Annotated in this window: 18 protein-coding genes, 1 tRNA gene and 1 pseudogene; 12 read left to right on the forward strand and 8 right to left on the reverse strand. The window is 62.2% G+C overall.

Annotation, left to right across the window (positions count from 1 at the left end):
• Nucleotides 1-55: 55 nt before the first annotated feature.
• From XALGPE39_RS01130 to acpA, 4 genes are all read left to right on the forward strand, one after another.
• Nucleotides 56-131: transfer RNA gene (locus tag XALGPE39_RS01130), tRNA-Thr, on the forward strand.
• A gap of 788 nt (nt 132-919) precedes the next feature.
• Complete coding sequence (ilvD, locus tag XALGPE39_RS01135) at nt 920-2,758, forward strand: dihydroxy-acid dehydratase (protein ID WP_045726639.1); 1,839 nt, start codon at nt 920-922, stop codon at nt 2,756-2,758.
• Between the two features lie 874 nt (nt 2,759-3,632).
• Complete coding sequence (locus XALGPE39_RS01145) at nt 3,633-4,628, forward strand: AI-2E family transporter (protein ID WP_045726641.1); 996 nt, start codon at nt 3,633-3,635, stop codon at nt 4,626-4,628.
• 171 nt (nt 4,629-4,799) lie between these two features.
• A complete protein-coding gene (gene acpA, locus XALGPE39_RS01150; RefSeq protein WP_045728863.1) occupies nt 4,800-6,500 on the forward strand; it encodes an acid phosphatase in 1,701 nt (566 codons plus the stop codon).
• 111 nt (nt 6,501-6,611) lie between these two features.
• Here acpA and XALGPE39_RS01155 read toward each other — a convergent pair whose 3' ends face one another.
• Together XALGPE39_RS01155 and XALGPE39_RS15395 are read right to left on the reverse strand one after the other, a co-directional pair.
• Nucleotides 6,612-7,919, reverse strand: coding sequence for an MFS transporter (locus XALGPE39_RS01155; RefSeq protein ID WP_152624791.1), 1,308 nt, complete (start codon nt 7,917-7,919; stop codon nt 6,612-6,614).
• Nucleotides 7,920-8,102: 183 nt separating this feature from the next.
• Complete coding sequence (locus XALGPE39_RS15395; protein WP_152624792.1) at nt 8,103-8,315, reverse strand: hypothetical protein; 213 nt, start codon at nt 8,313-8,315, stop codon at nt 8,103-8,105.
• Nucleotides 8,316-8,584: 269 nt separating this feature from the next.
• Between XALGPE39_RS15395 and XALGPE39_RS01160 the strand changes: the two genes are divergently transcribed.
• The 4 genes and pseudogenes from XALGPE39_RS01160 to XALGPE39_RS16320 all read left to right on the forward strand — a co-directional run.
• Nucleotides 8,585-9,211, forward strand: a complete 627-nt coding sequence (locus XALGPE39_RS01160) for a DUF2076 family protein (protein ID WP_045726643.1) — start codon at nt 8,585-8,587, stop codon at nt 9,209-9,211.
• Between the two features lie 482 nt (nt 9,212-9,693).
• Nucleotides 9,694-11,778, forward strand: a complete 2,085-nt coding sequence (locus XALGPE39_RS01165) for a beta-galactosidase (RefSeq protein WP_045726644.1) — start codon at nt 9,694-9,696, stop codon at nt 11,776-11,778.
• 1,121 nt (nt 11,779-12,899) lie between these two features.
• Complete coding sequence (locus XALGPE39_RS16315; RefSeq protein WP_235429848.1) at nt 12,900-13,109, forward strand: helix-turn-helix domain-containing protein; 210 nt, start codon at nt 12,900-12,902, stop codon at nt 13,107-13,109.
• 90 nt (nt 13,110-13,199) lie between these two features.
• A pseudogene (locus XALGPE39_RS16320) lies at nt 13,200-13,371 on the forward strand (IS30 family transposase); the annotation flags it as partial.
• Nucleotides 13,372-13,465: 94 nt separating this feature from the next.
• Here the strand turns inward: XALGPE39_RS16320 and XALGPE39_RS01170 are convergent.
• The gene (locus tag XALGPE39_RS01170; protein ID WP_200893846.1) at nt 13,466-14,356 is read right to left on the reverse strand and encodes an SAM-dependent methyltransferase; all 891 of its coding nucleotides are present in this window, start codon (nt 14,354-14,356) and stop codon (nt 13,466-13,468) included.
• A gap of 276 nt (nt 14,357-14,632) precedes the next feature.
• Between XALGPE39_RS01170 and XALGPE39_RS01175 the strand changes: the two genes are divergently transcribed.
• The 4 genes from XALGPE39_RS01175 to XALGPE39_RS01190 all read left to right on the forward strand — a co-directional run bounded on the left by XALGPE39_RS01175 (nt 14,633) and on the right by XALGPE39_RS01190 (nt 18,637).
• A complete protein-coding gene (locus XALGPE39_RS01175) occupies nt 14,633-15,508 on the forward strand; it encodes a DMT family transporter (protein WP_045726646.1) in 876 nt (291 codons plus the stop codon).
• 311 nt (nt 15,509-15,819) lie between these two features.
• Entirely contained in the window at nt 15,820-16,125 is a 306-nt protein-coding gene (locus XALGPE39_RS01180; protein WP_045726647.1) for a hypothetical protein, read from the forward strand.
• Nucleotides 16,126-16,258: 133 nt separating this feature from the next.
• Complete coding sequence (gene cycA, locus XALGPE39_RS01185) at nt 16,259-17,635, forward strand: D-serine/D-alanine/glycine transporter (protein ID WP_045726648.1); 1,377 nt, start codon at nt 16,259-16,261, stop codon at nt 17,633-17,635.
• A gap of 81 nt (nt 17,636-17,716) precedes the next feature.
• Nucleotides 17,717-18,637 (forward strand): CorA family divalent cation transporter, encoded by a 921-nt coding sequence (locus tag XALGPE39_RS01190; RefSeq protein WP_045726649.1) that lies wholly within the window; start codon nt 17,717-17,719, stop codon nt 18,635-18,637.
• Between the two features lie 150 nt (nt 18,638-18,787).
• Here XALGPE39_RS01190 and XALGPE39_RS01195 read toward each other — a convergent pair whose 3' ends face one another.
• From XALGPE39_RS01195 to XALGPE39_RS01220, 5 genes are all read right to left on the reverse strand, one after another.
• Entirely contained in the window at nt 18,788-19,603 is an 816-nt protein-coding gene (locus XALGPE39_RS01195; RefSeq protein WP_045726650.1) for a transporter substrate-binding domain-containing protein, read from the reverse strand.
• Nucleotides 19,604-19,912: 309 nt separating this feature from the next.
• Entirely contained in the window at nt 19,913-21,604 is a 1,692-nt protein-coding gene (gene treA, locus XALGPE39_RS01205; protein ID WP_045726652.1) for an alpha,alpha-trehalase TreA, read from the reverse strand.
• Nucleotides 21,605-21,791: 187 nt separating this feature from the next.
• Nucleotides 21,792-22,727 carry a GAF domain-containing protein gene (locus tag XALGPE39_RS01210; RefSeq protein ID WP_045726653.1) on the reverse strand — a complete coding sequence of 312 codons (936 nt, stop codon included), beginning with the start codon at nt 22,725-22,727 and terminating at the stop codon, nt 21,792-21,794.
• A 180-nt stretch (nt 22,728-22,907) separates the two neighbouring features.
• The gene (locus XALGPE39_RS01215; protein ID WP_045728864.1) at nt 22,908-25,766 is read right to left on the reverse strand and encodes a pitrilysin family protein; all 2,859 of its coding nucleotides are present in this window, start codon (nt 25,764-25,766) and stop codon (nt 22,908-22,910) included.
• Nucleotides 25,767-26,094: 328 nt separating this feature from the next.
• Nucleotides 26,095-26,450, reverse strand: a 356-nt coding sequence (locus XALGPE39_RS01220) for a cellulose binding domain-containing protein (protein WP_045726654.1), incomplete at its 5' end; no start/stop codon positions are given.

The following is a 26,450-nucleotide window of genomic DNA, read 5'->3' on the forward strand; positions in this document are numbered from 1 at the left end:
CCGAGCGATAACGGTGCATACTGCGCCACCTCGCATGCCCGTGTGGTTCTTTATTGCCGCTTTAGCTCAGTCGGTAGAGCAACTGATTTGTAATCAGTAGGTCGTCCGTTCGATTCGGACAAGCGGCACCAATAAATTCAATCACTTACATCGCGAGATGTAAGTGATTTTTGTGGATCACCTAAAATCACACATAAAACGACTCGCGCCCTAAGTGCGCAGATGATCGTAATTTTGCGACGCTTTTTGCGGCGCGTGTGGTGAACGCACAGATACAGCAAGCCGATCGGCGCAATGAAAGATGTGCGCAGACGGGAGTGTGACTCTCATTTCAGGCTATCGGCTTTAGAGCATGCTCTAGCGCGGTGCAGGCGAGAAGCAGGACTCGTGTAACTTGGCGCTGCTTGCCGTCGAACCTCGCGCCACGCTCTTGCTCTTGATAGCCTGACAGACTCATGCCCAGCGCGTCAGCAACGGCGCGTTGAGATAGGCCCATGCGTGCGCGCTAGTGGGCGATTGGGGTCTCAGTCGTCAGCATGGTCAGATACCGCGCAGTCCGGGATTGCGGCTTGCCCAGGCTCAGGCTACGCAACGCTCAAAATCAGCTAGCCACGCCGCCGCATCTTTTTCGCAGTGCATCCTTGAGATCAGGTCGTTCCTAGACATCTCATGTCCATGGAAAATACTGAATCCGGAGGTGTCCATACGCAGCAAGCGTTATACGGATGAATGCAAGGCGGTCCGTCGCCCGCTTTTTCCCCGCTGGGGACCGGCAAGCGCAGCCTCGGTGGATCGCATGATAACGTCGCAATAGCCGCGTATCCTGCGCTTACGGCAGTGGCGGTGCATGTCGATAAAATCCGCCGCACCGCCTGCTTCCGCCAGCACCTGGCCCACCTTCGATCACACAACGCCCGCCATGCCCGACTATCGCTCCAAGACTTCCACCCACGGCCGCAACATGGCGGGCGCCCGCGCACTGTGGCGCGCCACCGGCATGCAGGACGCCGATTTCCACAAGCCGATCATCGCCATCGCCAATTCCTTCACCCAGTTCGTGCCGGGCCACGTCCACTTGAAGGATCTCGGCCAGTTGGTCGCGCGCGAGATCGAGCGTGTCGGCGGCGTGGCCAAGGAGTTCGACACCATCGCCGTGGACGACGGCATCGCCATGGGTCACGACGGCATGCTGTACTCGCTGCCCAGCCGCGAGATCATCGCCGACTCGGTGGAGTACATGGTCAATGCGCATTGTGCAGATGCGCTGGTGTGCATCTCCAACTGCGACAAGATCACGCCCGGGATGTTGATGGCCGCCTTGCGCCTCAATATTCCTACTGTGTTTGTTTCCGGCGGGCCGATGGAAGCGGGCAAGACCAAACTGGCCGATCACAACCTGGACTTGATCGATGCGATGGTGATCGCCGCCGATCCCAATGCCTCGGACGAAAAAGTCGCCGAATTCGAGCGTAGCGCCTGCCCGACCTGTGGCTCGTGCTCGGGCATGTTTACCGCCAACTCGATGAATTGCCTCACCGAAGCGCTTGGTCTGGCCCTGCCCGGCAACGGCACCGTGGTCGCCACGCATGCCGATCGCGAGCAGTTGTTTCTCAAGGCTGGACGCACCGCCGTCGAGTTGTGTCACCGTTGGTACGGTGCAGAAGATCCGACCGCCCTGCCGCGTGGCATCGCGACCTTCAAAGCCTTTGAAAATGCGATGACCCTGGACATCGCCATGGGCGGTTCCACCAACACCATCTTGCATTTGCTCGCCGCCGCGCAGGAAGCCGAGGTGCCATTCACCCTGCAAGACGTAGATCGCCTGTCGCGGCGCGTGCCGCAGCTGTGCAAGGTCGCGCCGAACACGCCGAAGTACCACATCGAGGACGTGCACCGCGCTGGCGGCATTGTCGCCATCCTCGGTGAACTGGCGCGTGGCGGCTTGCTGCACACCGATCAATCCACCGTGCACAGCCGCACTCTGGCTGACGCCATCGCTCAATGGGATGTTGTCCAGAGCAACGACGATGCTGTGCACACGTTCTACAAGGCTGGTCCGGCAGGGATTCCCACGCAGATTGCCTTCAGCCAGGCCACGCGCTGGCCGAGCCTGGATACCGACCGCGCCGCCGGTTGTATCCGCGAGGTGGCGCACGCCTATTCGCAGGAAGGTGGCTTGGCGGTGCTGTACGGCAATATCGCCCGCGACGGCTGCGTGGTGAAGACCGCTGGCGTGGACGAATCGATCCACGTCTTCGAAGGTAACGCCAAGGTCTTCGAGAGCCAGGAGGCGGCGGTCAAAGGCATTCTGGCCGACGAAGTACAGGCCGGCGACGTGGTGGTGATCCGCTACGAAGGCCCCAAAGGCGGCCCCGGCATGCAGGAGATGCTGTATCCCACCTCGTATCTGAAGTCCAAGGGTCTGGGCAAACAATGCGCCCTGCTCACCGACGGCCGTTTCTCCGGTGGCACTTCCGGTCTGTCCATCGGCCACGCCTCACCCGAAGCCGCTGCTGGCGGTGCCATTGGCTTGGTCCGCGACGGCGACAGGATCCTCATCGACATCCCCAAGCGCCGCATCGATCTGCTGGTCTCCGAGGAGGTGCTGGCTGCCCGCCGCGCCGATCAGGATGCCCGTGGCTGGAAACCGGCCGAACCGCGTCCGCGCAAGGTCAGCACCGCGCTGAAGGCGTATGCGCTCCTAGCCACCAGTGCCGACAAGGGAGCCGTGCGGGATCGGGCAATGCTGGAGGGGTGACGTCGATTACGCTGCCGCATCGGATCGACTGCGTTGGCTCGCATGTCGGCGCAACACCCCGCAGATCGGCTCCCCTCGTGGACACCATGATGTTGCGCCACAAACTCGATCGGGACCGGAAGCTGTGGTCGATCTCCGCATGGGCCGCATCGCACTGGCCCGCACGACATGCTGCTGCGTACAACGTATGGAGATGAGGTCATGGAGATGAGGTCATTGCTTTTACTGGCGTTCTGCTCGTCGACGAATAGGACAGCGTGCTCGTCATCGCCAAAATAATGTTGAAATTTCGCCAATGCCAATGCCAATGCCAATGCCAACGCCAACGCCAACGCCAACGCCAACGCCAACGCCAACGCGCATGTGCAGCACACATTGAGAAACGCCTCAAAATCATGTTGATGGCGTTTCTTGATCTTGTGGTTTATTGGTCCCATCCGAAATACGGTGCTTGACGAAAATCGCTTCGTTTGATTCTTAGTGACTCCAGGCCTGATGTATGGCGCATATCAATGTGCGTTTTCATCGCGAAGGAGCACGGGTTGCAGCTCTTTCGTCTGGTGCATTTCCCGATCTCACTTACGGTCCTCGGCATGGATCGAGCTGGGCGCGGTCATGATCCTAGCGTCGACAATCGGGCCGCGACCCAGACTCCGGCCCTTGCCCCACAGCGATGGGTTGACCTGGTCGAGCAGCGCGATTGCGCTATCAAACCAGCGAGGCCACCTGCCACACTGGTAATCTTCTACCATCGTCCACAGGCGTGGCGTTACTGTGTCCATCACGATCAACTTCGATCTGTACCCATATGAACACCACGGCCCCCAGCATTGCATCTCCTCTACGGCTATTCGTGGCCCGTGTCCTGGTTGTCATGACGCTCGGTGGGTTGGCGTTGTTGGCCTGGCAATTGTCCGAATTGCTGTTGATCGTGTTCGGCGCCATCGTCGTCGGTGTGCTGTTGCACGGCCTGGCGTCCGTACTATGTAAACGGCTGCCGGTACCGGAATGGGTAGCGCTTGCGTTGGTGATCTTGTCGTTGCTGCTGGCGTTGTCGGCAATCGTGCTGCTGTTCGGCTCGGAAGTCGCAGCGCAGATCGATGCTTTCCGTACCACCCTGCCGGCAGCCTGGAACAAGTTCCATGCCTGGTTGCAATCCGGCCCGCTGGGGCCGCAGATTGATCGTATCCCCGAACAATTGCGCAATGGTGCATCGACCCTGGCCGCGCATGCCGGCGCCATCGTCATGTCCGCGGGCGGCGGCGTCACCAACGCGGTGCTGATGATGGTCGGCGGCATCTATCTGGCAGCGCAACCACGGCTGTATCGGCAAGGGTTGCTGCGGCTGCTGCCGCGCGACCAGCGCGGTGTCGCTGATGCGGCCTTGGGAGCCAGCGGCCAGGCCCTGCGTGCCTGGCTGGCCGGTCAACTGCTGGCGATGGCGGTGATCGGCACGTTGACCGGAGTGGGCTTGTGGCTGCTGGATGTGCCAGTGGCACTTGGGATTGGCTTGCTGACCGCGTTGCTGGACTTCATCCCGATTGTCGGCCCGATCGCGGCGGCGGTCCCGGCGATTCTGCTGGGCTTCACCGTCAGTCCGCAGGTGGCGCTGGGTGCGTTATTGCTGTTCGTGGTGCTGCAGCAACTGGAGGGGCATGTGTTGCAACCGCTGATCCAGGCACGCGCGGTGGATCTGCCCCCGGCGCTGCTGCTGTTCTCGTTGTTCGGGATCGGCATGCTGTTCGGGCCGATGGGCGTGGTCCTGGCAGCGCCCCTCACGGTTGTGATCTACGTGCTGATCAAGCGCCTGTACGTCCAGCATGCGCTGGGCGATGCCGAGGAAGCCGAGTCCGCCGTGCCGACGGCGTGATGCGGGCCAGGGAGAGCCGGCGGTCGTCGCGCGGCTGAACCCGCATGACGCGATCCCAAGAGCCGGCGAGACGCATGCTGAACGCGTCATACATCTCTCGCTCCATGTGCTTCCGATTGTCATTCACCCAGCCCACACTGGAGGGTGACCTTTCCCGCCGTTCGTGACATCGTGAAAAAATCGCCTCAGGACCCGACGTCCACACCCACCGACCCCACTCCCGAGAACCCGCAACGCCGGCGCCTGCTCGGTGGCATGGCCTTGGCCGGCGGTGCGCTGGCGATTGGTCCGGCCCAGGCGCACACCGACACTGCGCGGCACAAGCCCCAGCGTGCGCTGTCGGCGACTGCGGTGGACCGGCACTTGCAGGAAAAGATCCAGCATGTCGTGGTGATTTACGCGGAGAACCGCAGTTTCAACAACTTGTTCCCGGACTTCCCCGGACTGCAACACCCAATGTCACAGGTGACGCCAGCGCAGGCGCGGCAGGTCGACCGCGATGGCAATGTCCTGGATGTCCTGCCGCCGATCTGGGGCGGATTGGCACCAGAGGAACAAGTGGTGGAGCACCGTCGCTACAAGATCGGCGAGGATGCGATTGGGCCGTTGCCCAACGCGCCTTATCCACTACGCACGGCCGATGGCAAGCCCTTGCCGCATGGCGTGGTGACCCGCGATCTGGTCCATCGTTTTTACGAGAATCAGATGCAGATCAACGGTGGCCGCAACGACCGCTTCGCGGCCTGGAGCGATGCCGGTGGTTTGGTGATGGGCCACTATGGCGATGCCCCGGCGACCTTGCGGCTGTGGAGCCTGGCGCGCGAGTACACGCTGTGCGACAACTTCTTCATGGGCGCGTTCGGCGGTTCGTTCCTCAATCACCAATACCTGGTGGCCGCACAAGCACCGTATTACCCGAACGCCGATAAGAGCCCGGCGCGGCTGCAAATCAGCAAATTGGCCAGCGACCGGCCCGACGAAATCCATCTGGCGGAGCAGGAAGATTCGCCCGGTTCCGCCCTCAACGGCAAACCGCGCTTCGTGCGCAGTGGCGCGTTGACCCCGGACTTCTGGGCGATCAACACCATGAGTCCGCCGTTCCAACCCAGCACCAGCCAGGATCCGACGCGCCGGGATTACGCCGCAGCGGACAGCCCCAACACCTTGCCGCCGCAGACCCATCGCCACATCGGCGACGCACTCGACGCCAAGGGCGTGGAGTGGGCGTGGTACGCCGGCGGCTGGGGTCTGGCAGTGCAAGGCAAGGGCGACACCGGCGACACCAGCGAGTTCCCGACCAGTCCCAATTTCCAGATTCACCACCAGCCGTTCAACTACTTTGCCAATCTCGCCCCCGGCACGCCTGCGCGTGCGCAACGCTTGCGCGACGGCGGGCTGGGCGACAGTGCTCCGGAGAACCGCTTCCTCGCCGACGTGCAGGCCGGCACGCTACCAGCCGTCACCTTCTACAAGCCGCAGGGCAACCTCAACATGCATGCCGGCTATTCGGATGTGGCCGCAGGTGATCGCCACATCGCGATGGTGATCGATGCCCTGCGCAATAGTCCGCTGTGGGAGAAGACCGTCGTCTTCATCACCTTCGACGAAAACGGCGGCTGGTGGGACCACGTAGCGCCACCGAAAGCCGACCGTTGGGGTCCCGGCTCGCGTATCCCGGCACTGGTCGTCTCGCCTTACGCCAAGCGTGGTCATGTCGATCACAACGTGTACGACACTGGCTCGATCCTGCGCTTCATCAGCCGCCGTTTCGGGCTGGAGAAACTACCTGGTCTGGCCGAGCGGGAGCGGACGATGCAGGCCGCCAGTGGCGTGGTCCCGGGCGATCTGACCGCTGCGCTGGACTTCGGCTAAGCCAGGTCGAGGCCACCCTGCGAGCAGCAGCACGCCGCTGCGAGCGTGCTGCATGCGGCGTATTGCATCGGCAGTGGTGTAGCGCGGCAGTGGTGTAGCAGCAGAGCCGGCTCAACCTGCGCTGATGCTCACCCCGCCGCGCTGGCGGCGGAACAGCAGCAACGTGCAGCTCAGGCCGATCAGCGCCGCCAACGACAGCCACAACGCTGGCGCGGCCGGGCTGTGGGTGGTGTGGATCAGCCACGTGCACACGACCGGTGTGAAACCGCCCATCGTCGCCGTGGCCAGACTGTAGGCCAACGAAAAACCGGTGGTGCGTACCTCTGTCGGCATCAATTCGGTCAAGGCCACCACCATTGCACCGTTGTAGGTGCCATACAGGAGCGACAGCCATTCGCCGACCAGCAGCAGCCGCGCGAACGAAGGAGCATCGACCAGCCAACGTAGCGCCGGCCACACCGTCAGCAGCATGGTCACTGTGGCGAACACCAGCAACGGCTTGCGACCGATGCGATCGCTCAACGCGCCCATCACCGGCAGCCACAGAAAGTTCGATAGACCGATGCAGCCGGTGACCACCAGGCTGTCCAGCTCGCTCAAGTGCAGCTCCGAGCGGCCGTAGGTCGGCATGTAAGCGGTGATCAGATAGAACGACACCGTGGTCATCAGCACCAGCCCGACGCTGGCCATCACCAGTCCGGCGTTGGCGCGCAGCGACCGGGCGATGCCAGCCATGTCCGGTGCCTGGCGCGCGGCGAACTCCGGCGTTTCTTGCAGCGAACGACGGATCAGGAAGATCAACGGCACGATCAGGCTGCCGATGAAGAACGGCACGCGCCATCCCCAACTGTCCATCGCGCTCTCGGGCAACAGCGTATGCAGGCCGACGCCGAGTGCCGCAGCAAATACCACCGCGACCTGCTGGCTGGCCGATTGCCAGGCCACATAAAAACCGCGCCGGCCCGGCGTGGCGATCTCGGCCAGATATACCGACACCCCGCCTAGTTCCGCGCCAGCGGAAAAGCCCTGTAGCAAACGGCCGATCAACACCAGCACCGGCGCGAGCATGCCGATGCTGGCGTAACCGGGCATAAAGCCGATCAGCAACACACCCAAGGACATCAGGCCTAGGGTCAGGATCAGACCCTTGCGACGCCCATGCCGGTCGATGTAACCGCCCAGCACCAAAGCGCCGATCGGACGCATCAGGAAGCCGGCGCCGAACGTTGCCAGCGACATCATCAGCGAGGCGAATGCGCTGTCTGAGGGGAAGAACGCATGACCGATGGCGGTGGCATAGAAGCCATAGACCATGAAGTCGTACATCTCGAGAAAATTGCCGGTGACCACGCGGAACACTGCGGCGGCGCCATGCGGTGAAGCATCCATCGTGGCAGTGGGAGTATCGGAAGACGTCATCGGTCGTGGTCTACTGAAGATTAAGAGTCATCGCCGCGCAACAAGCACGCAAACGCTGCGGCCGGACTTGCGCGCTGTCACAGTACAACACGCCATATATGCCCGCCGCTAGATGTAACAGGCATGCTCGGGAGCCAAGGTGGCATGGGTCAGGTCCGCAACAGTCTATCCATGCAGTGGTGCTCAGGCTTCTGAAGACATTGCAGATGAAACGGTCGAACAAGACGGCACGCTTGCATCGGATCGATGATGACCGGGTTTTTCCTGTTGTGGATGCTCAATGACCACCGCGTTGGCGTAGTAACAGTCAAATGATTTATCGGGAGAGTGCGTTGCTTTTATTAGCCGCTGCGTGGGTTTGAGGCTGGTGAGGTGGTGTGTCGTGGCTTCGACCATCGATGCTCCTCAGCATCGCCGTCCTGGCGGCAGCGCTGCGAGTTGCAGATGTTCAAGCGACAGGATCCGGGTGGGGATGTCGTAAATTTGCAGGGAAGGCGTTAACCGCAGCGCTTGCCGAGACCGCATTCATCCGTCTGTCAAGCGGACATCTGCTGCTTGGATGAATGCCATCGCACCGACGTGGAGCGCCACCCTTGGCGTTGGCGAGGTGATCCCCATACCGTGCGGTGCCGGCAGTGGGCCGGTCCTCACATCCGGATACGCGTATGACTCCGCAAGAGCAGCAGCTTCTCGAAGACTTCCTGGCGCGCTTGCGCAGCGCCAGCGGGGTGGCCAAAGACCCGCAGGCCGACGCGTTGATCCATGCGCGTCTGGCAGATCAGCCCGATGCGGCTTATTTGCTGGTACAGCGATCATTGTTACTGGAACACGCGCTGGAGGCCGCCAAGGCGCAGATCGCGCAGTTGCAGCAAGCCACCCCACCGCCGCCGCCAGCGACCAGTTTCCTGGGCCAGGGCTTCAATGCCGCGCCACCGCCGCTGCCGTCCGCGCCTGCGCCTGCGGCACCTGGGTGGCGGGAGCGTTTGTTCGGTGGTGGTGCGGCGACGCCCGAACCTGCGCCTGCGCCTGCGGCGGCCCGTGGTCCAAGCTTCCTCAGCACGGCCGCCACCACCGCCGCCGGCGTGGCGGGTGGCATGTTCTTGTTCGAAGGTGTGGAGAGCCTGCTCGGTGGGCGCCACGGTGGCTTCTTCGGCGGTGGTGGTGGTGGACAGCAGGAGGTCGTGGTCGAGAATGTCACCAACAACTACTACGACGCACCGATGCAAGATGATCAGGACGTAAGCCAGGATTATCAGGACGATACCGACACGGGCGGCGACGACTGGGTCTGAGAGGCCTCGGGTATCGGGCATTGCCGGCTCCTCGGTTCACCTGCGCCGAGTGTTTCGGTCCAGGTGCCGTCATGATCGGCGCGTGCGCAGGCGATGCGCACGCGCCGATTTAGTGTGGTCGCCGCGACAGGGCGTGACAAAGCGTGCGCGATCTCTGCGCCATTGGGGTTAGGCCGTCGCCGCTGGCATGTGGTTGTCCGTGGCAGTGGCGTTCTCGTTGTCGAGTGGACACGGGTATTTCCCTGGCCGGGGTGCGGATTGTCATGGGACAGCGTCTGCCTCGCATCGACACGAGACGGCCACCATTGCCACGATGCGATGTCGTGGTTGTCCGCATGCCGCGGCAGATGCGGTGATTGTGCGTAGTTGCGCATCGGGTTGCGGCAATATGCACAAGTGCCTGCGGGTGCGGGCGCGCACAATGCCTGGGCGCTGCGCGTCGCACGATGACGTGCGGCTTTCCGCCATCTGACGAGTGCTCTATGCCCCAGTCCCGGTTTCCGCAACGCGTGGGCGTTGTGTTGTTCCTTGCGCTGCTGTTCGTGGCGTGCCCGATGCGGTCGTTGCACGCGCAGGCCACGCGCTATCGCGAGGCGCCGCCGCTGCTGCTCGGTGCGGCCTGGTATCCGGAACAGTGGCCGGAGCCGCAATGGGAGCACGATCTGGCGCTGATGGAAGCCGCGCATGTGCGCATGGTGCGGATCGGCGAGTTCGCCTGGAGCCGGATGGAGCCGCGCGAGGGGCAGTACGACTTTGCCTGGATGGACCGCGCGATTGCCGCCGCCGCCCGCCATCACATCATGGTGGTGCTGGGAACCCCGACCGCCGCGCCGCCGGCATGGCTGACTCAGGCCTATCCGGAGACCTTGCGGGTGAGCCAGGACGGTGTGCGTGACGAACACGGCAACCGTCAGCAGTTCTCCTTTGCCAGTACGCGCTACCGTCGCTTCGCGCACGCCATCGCCGAGCAGATGGCGCAGCGCTATGGTCACACTGCCAATGTGGTCGGCTGGCAACTGGATAACGAGTATGCACAGGCCTCGTTCGATCCCGAGGCCAAGGCGCAGTTCCACGCGTGGCTGCAACGCAAGTACGGCAGCATCGACGCATTGAACCAGCGCTGGGCGACCGCGTATTGGAGCCAGACTTACAACGATTTCGGGCAGATTCCGGTGCGCGAAAACGAGGAGAACCCGGCCTTGCTGCTGGACTGGAAGCGCTTCGTCAGCGACACCTGGGCCGATTATTCGCGCAACCAGATCGATGCGATCCGTCCGCATGCCGATCCGCGCCAGTTCATCACCACCAATACCATGGGCTGGTTCGCTGGTTTCGATGCCTACACCGTGCATGCTCCGCTCGATATTGCCGCCTGGGACGATTACGTCGCTGGCGAGCGCTACGATTGGGTGGACAATGCCGTGCGTCACGACCTCGCCCGTGGTTACAAGCGGCGCAATTTCTGGGTGATGGAAACCCAGCCGGGTTTCGTCAACTGGCGTCCGACCAACATGGCCTTGCACAAGGGCGAAGTGCGGGCGATGGCATGGCAGGCGGTGGCGCATGGCGCCGATGCGGTGTCGTACTGGCAGTGGCGCTCCGCGCCCAACGGGCAGGAGGAATACCATGGCACGCTGGTCGGCGCCGATGGCGAGCCGGTGCCGGTGTATGCCGAGATCCAGCAGATCGGTGCCGAGTTCGCCAAGGCCGGCGCCGCGCTGGCGGGGACCACACCGCAGGCGCAGGTGGCCTTGATCAACGACTTCGACAGCCGTTGGGCAATCGGTTTCCAGAAGCATGCGGCCGATTTCGATCCGGTCGCGCAGATGAAAGCGTTTTATCGTCCGCTGCGCGAGCAGGCGCAGGTGGTCGACGTGGTTTCGGCACTGGCACCGCTGGATGGCTACAAACTGGTGGTGGCGCCTTCGCTCAACGTACTCAGCCAAGTGCAGATAGAGCGGCTCAAGGCCTATGTCGAACACGGTGGGCATTTGGTGTTGGGGCCGCGCAGCGGCATGAAAAACAGCGACAACGGCCTGTATCCGCAGCGCCAGCCCGGTCCGCTGGCGACGTTGCTCGGTGGCCGTGTGCAGCAGTTCTACGCCTTGGAGACAGCGATTCCGGTTGTCGGCGACGGCGCCGATGGCAACGCCAAGATCTGGGCGGAACAGTTGCAGGCGACCCGGTCCGACACCGATGCACCGATGCACTACGGCACGGCCAACGGTTGGTTGGATGGTGCTCCGGCGCTGTTGACGCGGCGTGTCGGCAAGGGCCGTATCACCTATGTCGGGGCTTGGTTCGACGAGGCCACGCAGGATCGCCTCACCGCTGCGTGGTTGCGTCAGGCGCAGGTGCGTGCGCCGCTGGCGGATGTGCCGGCGGAAGTGGAGGTGGGCGTGCGTAGCGCTGGCGCGCGCCGTATCGTGGTGCTGATCAATCACGGTACGGTTGCGCAGACGGTGCGCCTGCCGGTACCGATGCGCTCGCTGTTGCATGCGGACGCCGCCAGCGAGGTGGTGCGTCTGGACCCTGACGACGTGGCGGTAATGGAGCAGGGCCGCTAAGCATGCGCCAAGCTCGTGGGCTCGTCCGCAGCGTTGCGGGAGATGGGGGGGGGCGCGTGCACACCGGCGTGGCGGTGAGTCTTGCGTGCGCTGGACGTGGATGTCGCAGCGCTGCAGAACCCTAGCCGCACGGCGCTGCCTACCGCGCTGGCGAACCAAGCGCAGACATCAGCGCGGGCGATCCTGCCGCCCGCGCTGTGTCTGTGTCATCCGCATGCTTAGACTCAACTTCCACCAAGTGCAACGCCGCGCAATCACGTAATGCATGCATGCCAATCGCGTCATGCACAGCAAAACTGCGCCGCCGGTTGGATTCTGCGTAGTGGCACTGACATCGGCAACGCGGCAGCCCGTGACGCGATTGGCAGTCGCGCGTATTAACGGTTGTTGTCTTTAACTTTACGGATAGATGTTTAGCATTGTGTTGGTAATATGAATAGTTGTACTAGTAATATTCTTGTTAGGCACTTTGTAATAATGCGAGGACAGGTTGTTTATACGCTGGCCACCTCCTGTGCAGTCGGTTGAGCTCAAGGCATACACACTGTAATAATAGTTGTATAATATTGCTGGGCCATCGCTTTCACCGGGGCTTTTCACGGGTATACACGCCCATCCGTTAGGATTATTTTCGTTTTGTATCCAAACGCCTTTCACGTTGGAGTTGTCGTTTTTTATATGAACCTGCACAGCTTGTGCGCTAGCCGATGTGGAGGCACTTGCCGCCAGTGCGAACACGGTGCACAGCGCGGCTTTGCGGAAATGACGAGTGGCAGAATATGTTGTCATGATGATTGCGCTCAATTTGATGGGGGAATGCTGCTTGTTTGTCAACTGTTGGGGACACTGCACTAATGAAACGTGCTGGTAATTATTATTAAATTACTTGCCATTGCGTCTACCGCAAAGTAAATATTTATAGGAAATTTGGAGTAAGCTTCACAAATATATTGTGAAGCACCTGCTGCAACGGTTTCCAGGTGCAGCCGCATTGTTCCTGCCTGCCAAGAGGCGCACCATGGGATGCTACGCAATGCATGCTTAAACTCAACTTCCAAGAGCAACGCCGCGTAATCACCGCAATCACGTAGGGTGTATGTATGGGAGAAAAATATCGCGATATGAGTTTCGAGGAACGCGCGTTGCTGCAGATCGAGCTCGGCAACGGTGCGAGCATCCGCCCCATTGCGCGCCGACTCGGACGAAGCGCATCCACGTTGTCGCGTGAAGTGATACGCCAGAACGAGCCTGTGTACACTGCCAGTCTCGTGGCAAAGCGCTATCGGCAGTATCCTAGCGCTTGTGTTGGAGGGTTTTACGCGACAGATTGAAGAAACTGCCTCATTTTCTGCTTGGTAGCCTGACCTGCGATCTTGGTACTGAGATAATGGTTATCCAGAGCTGATGAAGCGACTGAACATCGCCTTTGATTCGCCGATCCGCATGCATCATGGCAACGGGGAGCAATGAGAATATCAACGGACTGCTGCGCCGGTTGATGCCAAAGGGTCGGGACTTTCCCAGGCAAGTCAGGAATATCTCAACAACCTTGTTGACCTGATGAACGCTCGACCACGTCGCACGCTCGGCTGGAATACGCCAAATCAGGCGCTGGAAGAAGAGATCACTCGATTCAACTGACGTGTTGCGCTTGCACGTTCAGACCGCCATGCCCTGTGCCGCGAGCTTAGCGGCGTGTCGCCAGCACGCCATCCAGCGCCAGTTGCGTGGTGAATCCGGCTTTCTCCAGGCGCTTGGCTACTTCTCTCGGCACGTCGCGGCCACTGGTGAGCTTGTTCGGGCTGCCGGTGTAGTGGAACAAGCGGCCGCCGCGACGCAGCACGCGCGCGAGTTGATCGTAGAATGTCTGCGCGTAGAGTTCGCCGGCGATGCCGAAACGTGGCGGGTCGTGCAGGATCGCGTCCATCGCGGCATCGGCGATCCCGCTGATCGCCTCAACGATATCGGCATGGGTCAGTTGTAGGCGACCGTCGCTCGTGGCGGGGTCAGGCGACCATGGATTGAGCGTGCGTAGCCACAGTACGTCGGCGTTCTTTTCGAACGAGTGCATCCGCGCCACATCCGCCTCCAGCGCGCAGGCGGCGAAGTAGCCCAGCCCGCCGCAGGTGTCGAGCACTTGCTTGCCGCGTGGTTCGATCAGTGCGACTTTGTGCCGTGCATCTTCGAACGGCGACAACTGCGCGCTGGGCAGCATCTTGATGCCATCGATCTCGAATGTGGGTGCCCCCCATTCGGTCGGCACCAGCTTGATCAGCGCGTCGCCGAAACGCGAGACCGCTGCGAAGTCCTCGCCATCCCAATAGTAAAGCGTGCGGTCTTTGAGCTTGGGTGGGTAGGGATAGTTGTGCCCGCGCCACTGCCAGTGGTCGTCGGCGAGCTGTGCTTGTTGTTCGCTGCGCTGCAGATCCAGCGATCCTGACCAGAGGACGGCGCCGATATCGCGCGCGGCCAGTAGCGCCGCAGCGAGAGGTTTGGTCAGCAGGGGGCCGCAATAATGGGTCACGTCGGATCTGCCGACGCGGACGGCGCGGCATGCTGTTCGGAAGCGGGAGCGCATCGTAACCGATGCGTCTGCGTCCGTGGCATCGTCGCAGCGGTCGCGATCGGCATGTCACCGTGCTGCTACCGCTTTGTGCGCGATCAGGATTCCAGGCGAGGCCGACTTCACCGGGATCGTCCACTCAGGCGAGTGTTTCAGGTGGCGGCGATGGTCGATTCCGTTCCGCCCACGCACTCGTATCCACAGCCGTGGCGGCAGGCGCGCAGCAAAAGAGGGATACTGCAGCTCCTCCATCTGCAGGGCCTCGCGGTATCGCGGCGGCCAAGGTCATTGATGCTCAAAGGTGTGCTGCTCGGTTTCTCTTGTTATGCGGCCTATTCGATCAGCGATGCGTTCGTGAAAGGCCTGGACGGTACGCTGCCGGCCTATGAAGTGGTGTTTTTCGGTGCGCTGCTGATGCTCACGGCGCTGCCGTTCCTGAAAAAGCCGAGCGACCGCTGGCGCGAAGTGGTGGTGGCGCAGCGGCCAAGTATCTGGTTGCTGCGTGCGTTCACCGGTGCCGCTGGCAATCTCTCGGCGGTCACCGCGTTTACCTTGTTGCCGATGGCCGAGGCGTTCGCGTTGATCTTCCTGATGCCGATCTTCGTCACCGTATTGTCGGTGCTGCTGCTCAAGGAGGAAGTGCATTGGCGGCGCTGGCTGGCGGTGATCGTGGGTTTCATCGGTGTGCTGATCGTGTTGCGCCCAGGGTTCCGGCACCTGAGTGAGGGGCATGTCGCGGCCATCGTCTGCGGATTGGTGGGCGCGGTATCGGTCATCAGCCTGCGTATGGCCGGGCCTGGCGAGAAGCGGTTGACTCTCTACGGTGCCAGCGTGTTTGGGCCGTTGCTGATGGGTGCGTTGTTGATGTTGCCGCACTTCGTCTGGCCGACGCTGACGCAATGGGGGTTGTTGATCGGCTACGGTTCGTTGGCCGGCCTGGCGGCGATCTTCATGATGCGTGCTTCGCACGCCGCGCCGGTCAGCGCGGTCGCGCCGACCCAGTACAGCCAGATGCTATGGGCCATCGGCTTCGGCTACTGGGTGTTTCACGATCATCTGGATTGGCCGATGGCGGTGGGGATTGCATTGATCCTGGGTGCCGGGTTGTTCACGCTCGTGCGTGAGGAAAAAGTCACCCAATGGTGGCGGCGGACCAAGATCGTGTAAGCGAATCGTCTCACCGCTTCGAGCGCGCCAATGCGGGGCCTGCACACGGGCGGGCATGTCCGCCGTCAGGCCGGCCTGGATCAGGATCGCCGATATGTCCGTATGCGCAGCACGTCGATGCTGTGCATTCAAGGATGAAGTGCGGCAGCGGCACATGCGAGGCACGGCATCGGGCCGGCGGCATCGGCGCTGCGGCACGGTCGTCGTGTCTGCTGACCGTCACGACCATCGGATGGATTTCCTTCTATCGAACAGCAGCGTGTGATGAGCAACAATGCGATGGCGCAATTGCTCGATGCGACACATGGGCCATGACCCATGTGCGTGCGGTGGCGAGTGTGGTTGGCGCGGACGCCGTGGTGCGTCACGGGTCCGGATTCTCGGTGACACATGTCAGTACCGGACATTGCCGAGTGAATTTTCAACCGCCGTTGCAGGCACTGCAAGGCGCCTCGGTCACACAGATCGACGGCGCAGACGGCAATACGTGCGACAACGCGGTCATCATCCTGGCGGATGCGACGCAGTTGCTGCTCAAGACCGGCGATGGTGCTGGCAACCAATCCGACCGCGATTTCACTTTCGTGGTGATCGGGCAGGGTGGTGCGCCGACCTGATTCGGATTGCCTCAGCATTCCCGGTGGCGACGCCGTTGGGGATGCCTGAGGCACAGTGTTCGCCTGTGTCGCTGGCGAACACTGTCGGCATCTTTTATGTTGGTAGGCCATTCCCTCGCGATGGCCTGTGCCCATGACTGATCCATCCGCTCAGCCCGACCACCTGCAGCGCAGCCTGTCCAACCGTCACTTGCAGTTGATCGCGATCGGCGGCGCGATCGGCACCGGCCTGTTCATGGGCTCGGGCAAGACCATCAGCCTGGCCGGGCCGTCGATCCTGTTCGTGTACCTGATCATCGGGGTGATGCTGTTCTTCGTGATGCGGGCGATGGGTGAACTGCTGCTGTCGAACTTGGAATACAAGTCGTTCATCGATTTCTCCACCGATCTGCTTGGTCCGTGGGCTGGGTTCTTCTGTGGCTGGACCTACTGGTTCTGCTGGATCATCACCGCCATCGCTGACGTGATCGCGATCGCCGCCTACGCGCAGTTCTGGTTCCCGACGCTGGCACCGTGGATTCCGGCGATGGTGTGCGTGTTGTTGCTGTTGAGCTTGAATCTGGTGACGGTGAAGCTGTTCGGCGAAATGGAATTCTGGTTCGCGTTGATCAAGCTCGTCGCCATCTGCGCGCTCATCCTCACCGGCGCTGGCTTGGTCGCCTGGGGTTTCCACACGCCGTCCGGGCACGTGGCCTCGTTGGCGAACCTGTGGAACGATGGTGGTCTGTTCCCGAAGGGGCTGGATGGTTTCTTCGCTGGTTTCCAGATCGCGGTGTTCGCTTTTGTCGGCATCGAACTGGTCGGCACCACCGCCGCCGAGACCGCCGACCCACGCCGCAACCTGCCCAAGGCGATCAATTCGATTCCGGTGCGGATCCTGGTGTTTTATGTGTTGGCATTGGTGGCGATCATGGCGGTGACGCCGTGGCGCCAGGTGGTGCCGGGCAAGAGCCCGTTCGTGGAATTGTTCGTGCTCGCCGGTGTGCCCGCCGCCGCCAGTCTGATCAACTTCGTGGTGCTGACCTCCGCTACCTCTTCAGCCAATAGTGGCATCTTTTCCACCAGCCGCATGCTCTATGGCCTGGCCGAAGAGCGGCATGCGCCGCGTGGTTTTGCTCGGCTTTCGCACGCGGCGGTGCCGGCGCGTGGGTTGCTGTTTTCGTGCGCATGCCTGCTCGGCGGCACGCTGTTGATGTATCTGATCCCGAATCTGGTCACCGCCTTCACCTTGGTCACGACGTTGGCGGCGGTGTTGTTTATGTTTGTCTGGTCGCTGATCCTGTGCGCGTACATTGCCTACCGACGCAAGCGTCCGCAGTTGCATGCGGCGTCCGCCTTCAAGATGCCCGGTGGCGTGGTGATGTGTTACGTCTGCCTGGCGTTCTTCGCCTTCGTCGTGGGGTTGTTGACTCTGCAGGCCGATACCCGTCAGGCATTACTGGCCAGTCCGGTGTGGTTCCTGATCCTCGGCGTGGGGTATGCGCTCAAGTGTCGCAACGAGGCTGCTTGAGGCCGTGCGCGTGCGGTTGCCGTTGACGCTGCGCGCCCGGCAGCGGATGCTCGCGTTCTTGCCGTCTGCGAGCCGCGCCCGATGATGACGATCCACCGCATTGGCGGAACGACCGACGCACCACTGTGCTGGGTGGATCTGTGCCAGCCCAGTACCGAGGAGTTGGCAGAAGTCGATCGCAAGGTCGGCTTTGCCGTGCCTACGCGTGCGGCGATCAGCGAGATCGAATTCAGTAGCCGCGTGCGGATCGAAGGCGATGTGGTGTTCCTCAATGTGCCGCGCTTCCAGGACGACGACGGCCCGACTGCGCCGCTCGGCTTTGCCGTGTCGCCACGGGTACTGGTGACTCAGCGCGAGCAGCCGATGGGCTCGCTGGAGGCGGTGGCCGCGCAGTTGCAGCGCAGCCCGTGCCGCAGCAGCGACGACCTGCTGCTGCGTCTACTCGATCAACTCGTCGGACGCTTGGCCGACCGACTGGAAGCGCTGGAGGTGCAGATCACCGAGACCACGCGTTTAGCATTCGACAAACCGCATGCGCGGCACAAAGCGCGCCATCTGGAGCGAATGCTGCGCGATGTCGGCGACATGGGCCGGCGGCTTGGCGGGATGCACAACGCCGGTCATGGATTGCTGCGCCTGACCACGTACCTGGACGATGCCGCGCCGGAGTGGTTCGGCGCGGACGCGGCCAAACGTATCGGCCTGCTGCGCAAAGATCTGGTGACGCTCAGCGAATTCGAGCAGCAATTGAACGACCGCATCGAATTCCTGCTCGACAGCGTGCTGGGCATGATCAACGTGGACCAGAACAATGTGATGAAGGTGATGGCGGTGGCGTCGGTGGTGGGCATTCCGCCGACGGTGCTGGTGGGTATTTGGGGTATGAATTTCGCGCACATGCCCGAACTGAAATGGCACAACGCGTACTACTGGGCTCTGGGCGTGATTGTCTTGAGCATGTTGTTGCCGCTGGCATGGTTCCGTCGCCGCGGTTGGATCTGAGCGCGGCGCGGGGCGGCGAGCGGGGTGGCTTGTCGCACGCGATGGGGCTGGTCGGTTCGACGGCGACGGGGCACGACGAGCGCGTAGGTCAGCGCGAATGCAGCATGATCGGCTGTTGCATGCCGATTGATTATCTCGGCATTCTTTTACTCACTCTTGCGGCGTGAGCGTTGCTGGCTTGGCCGGCGAGGTGTCTGTTTCCCCTAGCCAAGCGGCCACGATTCGTGCGTAGGTACCGCTGGCCTTGCTCAGGTGCAACCACTGATCGACGTAGGCTTTCCAGGCGACGTCGTCGCGCGGCAGTAGGAACGCTTTCTCGCCATACTGCAGTGGCTGCTGCGGGTTCACCGCGCATAGCCCGGGCGTGCGTCGCTGCTGGAAGCGGGCTTCCGAGGCATCGGTGATCATCACGTCGGCTTGGCCTTCGCGCAGTTCGCGGAAGATCGCGGGGTTGTCGTCGGACAGGGTCAGTTGCGCGTGTGGCAATGCACGGCGCGCGAACGCTTCGTTGGTACCGCCGCGCGGTTCGATCACGCGGACCTTGGGTTGGTCGATCTCGGCGACGGTACGGTAGCGTTCGCGGTCGCTGCAACGCAAAAGCGGGATCTTCCCGTCGATTTCGAGTACGGCGCTGAACCATGCCTGGCGCTGCCGCGATAACGACACCGAGATGCCGCCGACCGCGATGTCGCAGCGGTCGGCGAGCAGGTCCGGCAGCAACGTCGGCCAGCGTGTGCGTACCCATTGCACCCGTACCTCCAGGCTGGCCGCCAACGACTGTGCCAGGGTGATGTCGATGCCTTCGTAGCCGCCGTCCGCGCGCAGCACGCTGTATGGCGCATAGTCGCCCGTGGTGCATACGCGTAACGTGCCACGGTGCATGATGTTATCCAGATGCGACGGGCTGGCGTGTAGGGGCAGCGCGAGGACGGTGCCGAGTAGGCCGACGGCGAGGCCTCGTGTCATGGGATTCTCCTCGATGGCATGCGGATGTCTGTGCGCGCTGACGATTCGCTGGCGATTGTGCGGCCGACGCGGACTACCTTAGCGGGTTTCTGCGCGATAGCGATGCAGTCTGCGGACGTGCTTTCCAAAGCGACCTTGAGCGCAGCCAACTCGGCAGCGATACCAATGACGATGCTTGTAAGGCCTCGTCGGTTGGGTTTGAGAAAGCGCCTGAGTTGGGTGGGGAGATAAGGCGCTTGATCCGTCAGTTGCTGATCGAGCATGAGCAGCACCGCGATGTAGCTGTGCTGCCGCAGTATGCGTGTGTGCTCAGAGCATGGCCGGTTCCAGCATCGCTTCGGACATCGATCGGTGCTGCGTCTGTGGCGATGTATCACTGCCTGGCGCGTACAGATCCAGCAGTAACAAGGTCACGCCGTTGGTCCAGCCGAAGCCATCCTGTAGGGCGTATTCGCCGCCACCGCCGCCGTTGGTCTGGCCATCCATTGCGTACTTTTCCACCAGCGTATGCCGCTGCGCGAAGAGTGCTTGCACTCGTGCCAGAAAGCGGCTGCCGATGCGTTGAGCGATGGCGTCCTGGCCGTAGCGGCGCAGGCCATCCACTGCGATCCACTGCAACGGTGCCCAGCCGTTGGGTTCGTCCCATTGTTGGCCGGTATGCAAGCGGGTGGTGGCCAGGCCGCCGGGGCGCAGCAATTGCGCCTGCAAGGTGTCGGCGCTGCGTTTGGCCCGGTCCTGTGAGGCGAGGCCCACAAACAATGGATACAGTGCCGCTGCGGTGACCTGCTCGCGCAACTGGCGCTTTTGCCAATCGTAGTCGGCGTAGTAGCCAGCGCTGCTCCACAGATGCTTGTCGATTGCGGTCTTGCGTGCGCAGGCCAGGGCTGCGTAGTCGGTGTCGCAGCCGGCAGCACCTGGATTCTTCGCGCAGGCCAGGGCCAGCGTGCGTTCCAAGTGATACAGCAGGCTGTTGAGATCGATTGGGACGATGGCTGTGGTACGGATGCTGGCGAGTGTCTTGCGGTCGCCCAGCCAGCGGCTCGAATAGTCCCAGCCGCTTTCGGCGCCGGCGCGCAGATCGCGGTAGACCTCCGCGGCGACACGGTGCTTGGCGGCGGCGGCGGTGCGGACATCGTGTAGCCAGGCTTCTGGACGTGGGGTGTCACGCGCATCCCAGTAGCGGTTGAGCAGGCTACCGTCGGCCAGCCGCACCACGTGCGCCTGTGCGCTGCCCGGAGTCAGTGTCTGCGCGCCGTCCATCCAGTACGCGTATTCCTTCTGCAACTGCGGCAGATAGCGCGCATAAGCCGCATCGCCTTCCACCTGTGCCTGCAATTGCACCATGTGCGAGAAGAAGGGGGGCTGCGAACGGCTCAGGTAGTAAGTGCGGTTGCCGTTGGGAATGTGTCCGTAGGTGTCGATCAGATAGGCGAAGTTGTCCAGCATCTGCCGGCTAAGTTCGCTCTGGCCGCTGTGCACCAGGCCGAGCATGGTGAAGTAAGAGTCCCAGTAGTAGATCTCGCGGAAGCGTCCGCCTGGCACGACGTATGGGTGTGGCAATGCCAGCAGACTGCTGTGGGCCGGCACTTGCGTTTGCTGCCGCACCAGCATTGGCCACAGTGCGTCAATGTGCGTGCGCAGGTCGCTGTCTTGGTGGATCGGCTCGGGCGGCGCCGGGTCGGACTCCTCGAAGTTGGCAGCGATGAAGTGGTGCAGATCGAAGTCGGGTTTTTGGCGCTGCGCCAAATAGTCGTGATTGATGAGCGCGGGATCACGTCGTGGTGTCGCATCGACGAAGTGTTTCTGGTCGTCGAACAGGGCCTGTTCCTGCACGTCCTGGAAAAGTTCCGGATAGGCCAGATCCGGCGTTTGCGGCGGTTCCTGCATGGTCTGTGTGAGCACCGGCACGGCCTTTTCGGCAGTCGCGTCGCAGTTGCCGAGTAGCAGGCCGAGCGACAAGCTCAGCAACGGTGTACAGGAAGCAGGAGCAGCATGGCTCATGTCGGGTTCAGAGCAGGATGCATGAGGCATGGTAAACGACCGAAGCAAAATGTGAGCACGAACGGATGCAGGCCGATCACTGGCCTATGACAGAATCGCATGCAAGAAATGTGCCGTTTGCGGCCGATGGCCTCATACCTGCGGCAGTCCAATGCCGTCGCCGCATCTGCGGATGGGGGGCCAATGCCTAGGTCGTGTCTTGCTGATAGCGGTCCTTTTCGCCACTGAGCGCGGCTTCGGCGCGGATAAAGACTTGGCCGATTGGTTCGTCTGCACAGGTGGCTTCGGCATCACCCACCAGCACGGTCAGCCCCAGTGCACGCTGCCGTGCTGCGATCTGGCGTAAGCCGTGCAATTTCCGCTCGGCATCTGCACCGTGCAGCATGACGATGAACTCTGCATTCTCGGTCGCGCGATCCACGCTGTCGGTTCCGCCGTCTTGCACGTAGCTGGTGAGGGTGCGGTCGAGCTGTTGCAGGGCACTACCCAGCAGACGTTCGCTTTGCTGATCGACCAGGGCTGCCAGCTCCTGCACTTCCAGGATCACCACCCAGTAACGACCATCGGTGTCGGTGTGCTGGACATCGGTTGGCTGGTGCGATTGCAGGATCGCTTCGCGCTCACGTTGCAGTGCGTGCAGCCGCTCGTCCAGCAGGCGCATGGTCATGCGTCCCAGTGCGTGCAGGCCCTCACGCTGGGTATCGTTGAGTCGGCGCGGTGCGATATCCAATACACACACCGTGCCTAGCGTGATGCCTTCGCCGGTGACCAGCGGCATGCCAGCATAGAAGCGTGCGCCGATGTCGCCGCTCACCAAAGGCATGTCGGCGAAGCGCGCATCCTCGGCGAGGTTGGGGATTTCCAGCAATTGTCCGGGGTGACGGATGGCGTGATCGCACACCGCCTGGCTGCGTTCGGTCTGCTGTGTTTCCAGGCCCACCCGTGCCTTGAACCACTGCCGGTTGCGGTCCAGCAGCGAGATCAGGGCGATAGGCGCATCGCATAGCGACGCGGCGATCTGCACGATGTCCTGGTAGGCCTCCTCGGGCGGGCTGCCGACGATGCGATAACGGTCGAGCACCTGCTGGCGCATTGCTTCGTCGGTCATGGCGCTGGTGTTCATCGATTTTGGTAAAGATCGCGTAACACACCATACGATAACCCACACGACTGCGGCACGTCATAGACGTCCCGCAGTCGTGATGTTGCACCCGCCATGTATTGCTCCGTGGTTGTCGCCATCTCCACGGGCGCTGTGTCCGCGCTGCGATTTGCGCGCAGGCGCGGCGCACGTGGTCGTGGATCAATGCTTGATCGGTTGGCCGTCGCTGTCCAATACCTGCACATCGCCTAGTTTCAGTGCGCGCACTGGAGCTTGGATCTGTTTGAGGTCGCCGACGATGACCCAGGTCATCGCCTGTGGTGCGACGATTTCCTTGATCGCCGCTTCCGCAGCGGGTTGATCGACCGCTTCCAGGCGCTTCTTCAAGGTCTGCACGTAATCATCCGCACGCCCGTATTGAACGATGCTCTCCATCGCGCCGAGCACCGCGCTGGTGGTTTCGAAGCGACCTGGCAGGGCACGGATGCGTTGGTTTTTGATTTTGGTGATTTCCTCGCTGGTCAAAGGCTTTTCGCCGATCACCGCCTTGGATTCCTTCAGGATCTCGGCGGCGGACTCGGCGGTCTTATCGGTCTGCACTGGTGCGAAGAGCAGGAAGGGACGCTGGCCCTGTGCATCGAGCATGAAGCTGTTGGCACCATAGGCCCAACGCTTGTCTTCGCGCAGGTTCATGTTCAAGCGCGAGGTGAAGCTTCCACCGAACGCATCGTTGGCCACGCTGATGGCCAGATTGTTCGGCGCCTTGGTCGAGGGGGCTAGCAGGCCGGCCATGATCAACGATTGCGGCGCGTTCTCGTGCTTGATCAGGAACACCCGTGGCTTGGGTTGTGCGGCGACCTGCGGCAATGACTTGGTTGGGCGCTTGCTCTTCGGTGGCTGCCAGTCGCCGAAGACCGTGTCCAACTGCGGAATGATCTGCGCCAGCGTCGTATCGCCGGCGACCAGGATGCGCAGGTTGTCCGGACGTAGCCAGTTGTTCTGGAAGGCGCGCAAGTCGGCGGCATTCAAGTCCTTGATCGCCGCTTCGGTCCCGGTGCCGGTGAGCGGCACGCCGTAGGGATGCTGTGGACCGTACAGCAGCGGTGGCAGGATACGTAGCGCCAGCCCCTCTGGTTGGGTTTTTTCCTGCGCGATGGAGGCCAGCCATTGGTTGCGGATGCGTGCGATATCCTCTGCTTTGAATGCTGGGTGACGCACGATGTCGGCGAATAGTTCCAGCGACGGTGCCAATTGGTCGTTGAGCGCATTCAGTGAGGCGTCGCAGCTGTCCAGTCCGCAGGACACGCTGGTCATTGCACCCAGGCGCTGGCGGCGTTGCGCCACTTCCACCGAATCCAGGGTAGGTGTGCTCTCGTTCATCAGCGCCGCAGTGAAGTTGGCGGTGCCGAGCTTGTGGCCTTGGTCGGTCGCGTAGCCGGCGTCGAACAGCAGTTCGATCTGAGTGACCGGAATGGTGTGGCGCTCGGCCAGCACCACCTCGATACCGTTCTTGAGTTTGCCGCGCTGTAACTGCGGGAAACGCAAGCCAGGGAACTCGGTGATGTTGGGTACGCCAGCGGCGCGATCGACCTGGCTCTTGCCGACGCTGTAGGTGGCTTTGGGCGGGAGCTTGGTCGCGGGCTTGCCCGACGCAGTGGGTAATGGCGTGACCGCCTTGTCCTCGGCGGCCTCATCGAAACCTTCTGGTGCTGGCAGCACGGTCAGCACATAGTCGCCTTTGCCGAACCAGGTGGCAGCGGCCTTGCGCACACTGTCGATAGTAGCGGCTTGCGCGCGTTGTAGATCCTGCCGGTAGGCACCTGGATCGTTGCGGTAGACCTGGCCCTCGGCCAGGATCGTAGCCTTGCCGCCTGAGCCGCCGACTTTTTCCAGGGCGCGCACGAAGCCGGCGCGATAGCGAATCTTGGCGCGTTGCAGTTCGTCGGCGCTGGGGCCTTCGGCGCTGAACTTTTGCAATTCCTCGGCGATGGCGGCTTCGACCTTGGCAGGGTCCACGCCGTCCTTCACGTCGGCAGTGATCTGCAGCTGACTCGCCAGCGCGAACGTCTCCACGTCGGCGGAGACGTCATCGACCAGCTTGTCGCGATAGACCAGGCGCTGATACAGACGGCTGGTTTTGCCGCCGCCGAGCATGGTCGTTGCCAGATCCAGTTGCACAGCGTCATCGGTGCCTAGTTGCGGTGCCACCCAAGTGCGGTAGATGCGCGGTTGCGCGACGTGGTCGTGCTGCACGCCGCGGGTTTGCTTGGCCAATGGTGTGATCCATGGCTGCTGGTGCGGCACCGGCCGGCCCGCCGGGATATCGCCGAAATAGCGTTCGACTTTGGCGCGTGCCTGGTCCACGGTGATGTCGCCGGCCAGCACCAAGGTCGTGTTGGCGGCGCCGTAGTTGTCGTGGAACCAGCGTTTGACGTCGTCCAGCGAGGCCGCATCGATGTCGGCCATTGAGCCGATGGTGGTGTGCTGGTAGGGATGATTGGCCGGGAAGATGTGCGCCAGTATGTTTTCTTCCACACGGCCGTAGGGTTGATTTTCGCCCTGGCGTTTTTCGTTCTCGACCACGCCGCGCTGGGTATCCAGTTCCTTTTGCCCGATTGCGCCGAGCAGGTGCCCCATGCGGTCCGATTCCATCCACAGTGCCGTATCCAGCGCGGTGGTCGGTACGGTTTCGAAGTAGTTGGTGCGGTCGAACCAAGTGGTGCCATTGATGTCGGTGCCGCCGACTTTCTCGAACGGTTGGAAATAGGTGCCTTTGTGGTGCTCTGAGCCGGAGAACATCAAGTGCTCGAACAAGTGCGCAAAGCCGGTCTTGCCGGTTGGCTCGTCGCCGGAACCGATGTGATACCAGATGCTCACCGCCACGATCGGCGCCTTGTGATCCTCGTGTACCACCACGGTCAGGCCGTTGGGCAGAGTGAAGCGAGTGTAGGCGATGTCCGGCAAGCTCGGTGCTGGGGCGGCGGCCATGGCCGCAGCGGGCATGCCGGCAGTGCTGAGGGCGAGAATGCTGCAGATCAATAACGATCGTGGTCGGAGCATGCGCATAGTCCGATGATGGAAGTGCTTCATCATAGAGGCCAGGGACGCGATTGAGGAATATCACCGGATCGCACGGCGCGGGCGTCTCACTGCAAGTCTTGGCCAACGATTGCCAGTGATGCGTGATATCGGTGACGGCTGGTGTCAGCGCGCGCGCATTGCGCTGGATGCAGACCGGCATGGCTGCACCGCTACGCCCCTGATGATCGGTGGCTGTAACGGGTGCCCATGCGTTGCGATCACCAGAAACGTCAACGGCAGCGTCTTGCGACGCTGCCGTTGGCAAGTCACCGTGTCATTCACACGGTGACGGTGTTACCGCATGACATCAGCGATTGGCACAGAAGCCGAACTCGGTCATGGCACCGGGCGCCAGGGTCTTGTTCGAATCCAGGCCACTGGTGCTGAGCGTGCTACCGGACTGCGTCCAAGTGGCATTCCACAGGTTGTTGACCGTGCCGCTGATCGTCTGAGTCAATGACCAGTTGCCGGCGGTGCCGCCGTTGTTGGTGACTTGTACGCGCTCGCAATAGCCAGCTTGCCAATCGCTGTCGACGATGACCTTAGTGCTGTAGCTAGGGTCACTGCCGGAGCCACCACCGCTGGTGCCGCCACCGCTGGTACCGCCACCGCTGGTGCCGCCACCGCTGGTGCCGCCGCCGCTGGTGCCGCCGCCGCTGGTGC

It is taken from the genome of Xanthomonas sp. GPE 39 (assembly GCF_000963005.1).
Lineage (GTDB): Bacteria > Pseudomonadota > Gammaproteobacteria > Xanthomonadales > Xanthomonadaceae > Xanthomonas_A.